The organism is Paraburkholderia sp. BR14374, from assembly GCF_040948685.1.
Classification (GTDB): Bacteria; Pseudomonadota; Gammaproteobacteria; order Burkholderiales; family Burkholderiaceae; genus Paraburkholderia; species Paraburkholderia youngii.
This window is the reverse complement of sequence record NZ_JBFPKF010000074.1, coordinates 1-4,442: the sequence shown is the minus strand read 5'-3', so window position 1 is coordinate 4,442 and position 4,442 is coordinate 1. Positions and strand designations below refer to the sequence as shown.

At 54.0% G+C, this 4,442-nt stretch carries 5 protein-coding genes and 1 pseudogene; all 6 read right to left on the bottom strand.

Annotated features, from left to right (window positions below):
• Positions 1-119: 119 nt before the first annotated feature.
• A complete protein-coding gene (locus tag AB3X86_RS37835) occupies positions 120-479 on the bottom strand; it encodes a LysE family translocator (protein WP_368599855.1) in 360 nt (119 codons plus the stop codon).
• A 75-nt stretch (positions 480-554) separates the two neighbouring features.
• Positions 555-1,373, bottom strand: coding sequence for a gamma-glutamyl-gamma-aminobutyrate hydrolase family protein (locus AB3X86_RS37830; protein WP_368587845.1), 819 nt, complete (start codon positions 1,371-1,373; stop codon positions 555-557).
• Positions 1,366-1,770, bottom strand: coding sequence for a fatty acid desaturase (locus tag AB3X86_RS37825; protein WP_368599854.1), 405 nt, complete (start codon positions 1,768-1,770; stop codon positions 1,366-1,368). The genes AB3X86_RS37830 and AB3X86_RS37825 overlap by 8 nt, the downstream gene beginning before the upstream one ends.
• A gap of 44 nt (positions 1,771-1,814) precedes the next feature.
• Positions 1,815-2,432 carry a fatty acid desaturase gene (locus AB3X86_RS37820; RefSeq protein WP_368599853.1) on the bottom strand — a complete coding sequence of 206 codons (618 nt, stop codon included), beginning with the start codon at positions 2,430-2,432 and terminating at the stop codon, positions 1,815-1,817.
• 29 nt (positions 2,433-2,461) lie between these two features.
• Complete coding sequence (locus AB3X86_RS37815; protein ID WP_368599852.1) at positions 2,462-3,784, bottom strand: O-acetylhomoserine aminocarboxypropyltransferase/cysteine synthase family protein; 1,323 nt, start codon at positions 3,782-3,784, stop codon at positions 2,462-2,464.
• 1 nt (position 3,785) lies between these two features.
• Positions 3,786-4,442: pseudogene (locus AB3X86_RS37810) on the bottom strand (hypothetical protein); the annotation flags it as partial.

Here is a 4,442-nt window from a genome sequence, read left to right as displayed (position 1 = left end):
GTTGCTCGAGGGCATTGCCTTCAAGGACGGCGAACCGGTGCAGGACGATCGGCCGGTTCAGCAGAAACTCGCCGCTTGATATCGACAGTCACGGTGCTGCCCATACACCACTCTTGACGTTAGCTCGAGACAATGAGGGAATCGACAAACACCTGTCTGGAGTTCCAGCGCACCCCATCTTCTGTTCTTGACTCCCGTTTCCCACAAAAAGCAATAATGGCAAGACATCCAAGATATATCGCCCCTATCCATCGGACATAAAGTAACACCCATTGGTTATCCTGTATAAAAATCCCAACACCCGACAATACGACTGCTGCGTGAACGGCCGCACCAGTACCAAATCCGACCGCGCCAGGAATTGCGATTTTGAGCCCGTGCTTCAATGTTTGAGCAACGGCAAAAATGACGTTCGGACCAGGCAAAGCCACGGCGGCAGTAAAAGTAACAAGAAACAAAACAAATAGATGAAAATCCATGAAGCCCCGCCTCGATTTGCAAATCACTCCCGAAACGAACAACTATCGACACAAAATCCGGCTAATCTCCGCATCTCAGTGGACCGCTGCGTTATATGCCTCACAGGCTCTCCCGAAGGCGCCCAGAATCTTCTGGCTGATTACATCGCTGGAAGCATGCCATTCTGGATGCCACTGCAGCGCCAGTTGAAAGGTGCGTGAATTCCTATATGACAGCGCTTCTACGACACCGTCCCCCGCTACTGCCTCCACTCGGATTCCTTCACCAAGCTCCGCGATGCCTTGCCTATGCAACGAATTGACGCATAACTCGTCGCCCTGGATAACGGACGACAGCAAGCCGCCGGAAGCGACCTTAACCGTATGGACCGGACGGTACTGTTCGTCGCGAGGAATCTCTGGATTTTCGCGATGCGAGATCCCCTTGTGCGTCAACGATAGATCTTCGTGCAATGTGCCGCCACGGTAAACGTTCATCTCCTGCAAACCGCGGCAAATTCCCAATACTGGCATATCCAGTTCTTCCGCCACCATCAACGCAACCATCGACAGCCTGTCTCGCGGACGATCCGTCCTGCAGGCGACAATGTCGTCTTCAGCAAGCGCCCAAGCGCCACCGTTCCTGTCAAAGATCCCGGGATCGAGATCTGATTCGTCGCCAGTTAGAACAAGGCCGTCAAGACGACGCATCAGGTCGCGTAATCTCTGGAAAATCGCGTCGCAAGGCAGATCGCGGTCGATCGTCGGTAAGATGACGCACTCGACCGACGCGTGTCTAGTCAGCGCCTCGATATAGCGCCGCCGCAACCAGTCGCGGTGAACGCCGTCTTGAAGATGACGATTGGCTGTGACTCCAACGACGGCGCAGCCCAGATGGCGACGTGTATCACTCATTGACCACGCCCTCCCCTGCTAACCGTCCGCGCTGGGCCTCGTACAGCCGCCTGTTCCGGTCGAGCAGCTGGTTGATGACACTTGGCTGCCCTTTTGGTCCACTCGCGAAGAGTCCTCCCCATGACTCTGCAACCTCAGCATATCGCGGATCGCGCAACCTGATCTTCTGTGCCCGCTTCAGGTGCCAGAAAGGCACGCCTGGCGAAAGATGGTGTTCCAGATGATATTCATCAAGGTTCGCGCCGACCAGCAGTCGCTCGATCAAATTGCCTTTGCGGTTACGCGTCAAGTACACATCTTCGGTTTCGGTCTCACACATTGGCGAATGCTCAGCGAGTTCAATGAACCAGCCCAAGGCTTGGAACGTGGTTAGATATGGAACAAGCCAGAACAGCACAAGCAAATCCAGCGATTGCGTCAGGGCAAAGCCGAAAATGACAATCAGCCAGATATCGCAAATCCATAGGTGTCGATGGCAGCACCCCGCCTGTCGATGTCTTTTTTCCCCTCACGAGAAATAAGAAACCGCTCACTCCATAGATACTTGAGATAGCGTACCGTCGCTCCGCCAAACATCGCTTTCCAGACAATGGCAAACGCGTATTCACGTGGCGGGCGCACATCATACACGCCCGATGATATAAAGAACTTCAGGTCAGGATCCATTTCAGGGTCGCCGAGATATGGATGGTGCAGATGAACATGCGAGTAGCGATAAGCCCAGTGCCGCTGAAAAACAGGATATGCGGCGAAGACGATGCCGAGCACGTAGTTCCATCCGGTGCTCCTGGCAAGCGTCCGGTGCGCGGCATCATGCGCGATAGTTGTCAGTCCGCGTTGTTGCGCGCCGATTATGAGTACTGCAAGCGGGTAGAGCCACCACGAGATTCGTATCGTCGCATAAGCACACGCAAGAATGACAAGATAGTCCTTCACAATGTAAAGTGCGCCGGTCAAATTATCTGGCCTCAATTCGGACAGCTCTCGCATAATGTCGCGCGAGAATCGCCAGGTGGTGAAACGTTTGCCTCGCAATTGCCAAGCGTCATAAATTTCCATGATCAAATTCCCTCCCAGAAAGATCGACGTCAGACAGCGTCAAGTCCGCGTTGAAGATCGGCGACGATATCATCAATGTTCTCAATCCCAACGCAAAGCCGAATCGAACCGTCGAAAATACCAGCGGCCTCGCGCTTTTCCTTGGGAACCGTTGTGTGCGTTGTCGAAACGGGATGCGTGACCAACGTTCGCGCGTCACCGACATTCGATACGTGGTACATTAGCTCGATGTTGGTTATGAATCTTCGCCCTGCCGCTTCATCGCCCAGTTCAAACATAATCATTGCGCCGTAGCCGACGCGAGCGTCAACTAACTCGTCGACAAGCTCACGTTCGTATCCTGACGACAGTGATGGATATGAGACACGTGCGACCTTCGGATGGGCGTTAAGGAACTCCGCAACCGCGACGGCATTTTCGCAATGCCGCTGCATGCGCAGATGAAGGGTTTCGAGTCCTTGTATCAGCTGAAAGCTGGCGAGGGGACTGATCGCGGCGCCGGTGTCACGAAGCCAAGTCATCCGGGATTTAAGCAAATAGGGACTTGCGCCAAGATCGCCAAGTTTCAGAACAGCTTCTTTCCAGAGGATGTCGCCATGCGCTTCATCTCCGTCGTTGAACAACGGAAAGCGGCCTGCGTCGTCAAACGCGAAGCTTCCGTTATCGACAATCAGTCCGCCAAGTGTCGTTCCGTGGCCGCATAGATACTTTGTCGCGGAATACGTGGAGATATCCGCGCCCAGAGCTTTCGGACGGCAAATCAAAGGGGTTGTCGTGTTATCTACAATAACAGGAATCCCGCGCCGCTCACCGATTTCCACCAGCGCCGGAACAGGCAACGGGACAAGGCACGGATTGGAAAACGTCTCTCCAAACATAGCAATCGTCCTGTCGTCCAACATCCGCTCGAACGATGTTACGTCTCGTGGATCCGCAGATCGTGCCTCGATACCCAATCGTTTGAATGTATTGAAGAGCAGATTCCACGTATTGCCATATAGATACTTCGATGCGACAACGTTATCGCCTGGCCTTCCGCTGAACAGGTTAGCGATAGCGAGAAAGGTTGCGGACTGCCCTGAGGCTACCGCCAGGGCGTCGCTCGCACCCTCTACTGCAGCGAATCGCTTCTCGAGGATGCGCGTTGTAGGGTTGATGATCCTGCTATACGTGAACCCATCTTGTCGGACGTTGTAGATATCGGCAATTTTTTCAAGATCGCCGTCAAGTTCATAGGCGGTAGATTGATAAATCGGTACAGACACCGCTTTGGTGACGGGGTCATGACGATAGCCAGCGTGTAGAAGTGACGTCTCGCGGTTCATTTCGGCGTTGGCATTGTTTCTTGACATGTCAAATGGCCTTTTTCCATAAGTCGGTTATACGGCGGCCCGGGTGGCTTCCGGATTCATCGAATGAAGCTGAAAAAAAGTCTTCAAATGCTATTCCCAGCAGGCGGATCCACATCGGATCAATACATCCCATGCACCCGATCCTGAAACTGCGTGTCGGAAGATGCAGTTTGGTATAGATGTAGAGGTTGTACTCCACGAGATGGGCGTACAGCGCATCGAGATCTTCTTGCGTACGAACGATATCGCGTGCCGTCAGCGCAAGGCATACCGGCGATCGATCCCGCGGGTCCAACAATGGAGAGGCGTATGGCCCAGTTGCGCGGATGACAGCGTCACGGACAGAGGCGTATCGCTCTCCACGGCGAACCACCCCTTCAATAGCCAGTTCTTCGAGGGCCTTTGCGCACGCCTGAACAACATGTGTCGGTGGCGTGGAACGCCACTCGCCAGTCTGTTCGAAGTTACGCCATTGGTCCCGAACGTCCAACACGAACGAGTTGGTCTCTGAGGTCTTGCTATCGAGCGTTTGAGCTAACGTCAAGAGTGGTGTATGGGCAGCACCGTGACTGTCGATATCAAGCGGCGAGTTTCTGCTGAACCGGCCGATCGTCCTGCACCGGTTCGCCGTCCTTGAAGGCAATGCCCTCGAGCAACA

Bases quoted from the DNA above. Each gene is read 5' to 3' on its own strand.
- AB3X86_RS37815 (WP_368599852.1), bottom strand. From the start codon at position 3,784: ATGTCAAGAAACAATGCCAACGCCGAAATGAACCGCGAGACGTCACTT.
- AB3X86_RS37830 (WP_368587845.1), bottom strand. From the start codon at position 1,373: ATGAGTGATACACGTCGCCATCTGGGCTGCGCCGTCGTTGGAGTCACA.
- AB3X86_RS37820 (WP_368599853.1), bottom strand. From the start codon at position 2,432: ATGGAAATTTATGACGCTTGGCAATTGCGAGGCAAACGTTTCACCACC.
- AB3X86_RS37835 (WP_368599855.1), bottom strand. From the start codon at position 479: ATGGATTTTCATCTATTTGTTTTGTTTCTTGTTACTTTTACTGCCGCC.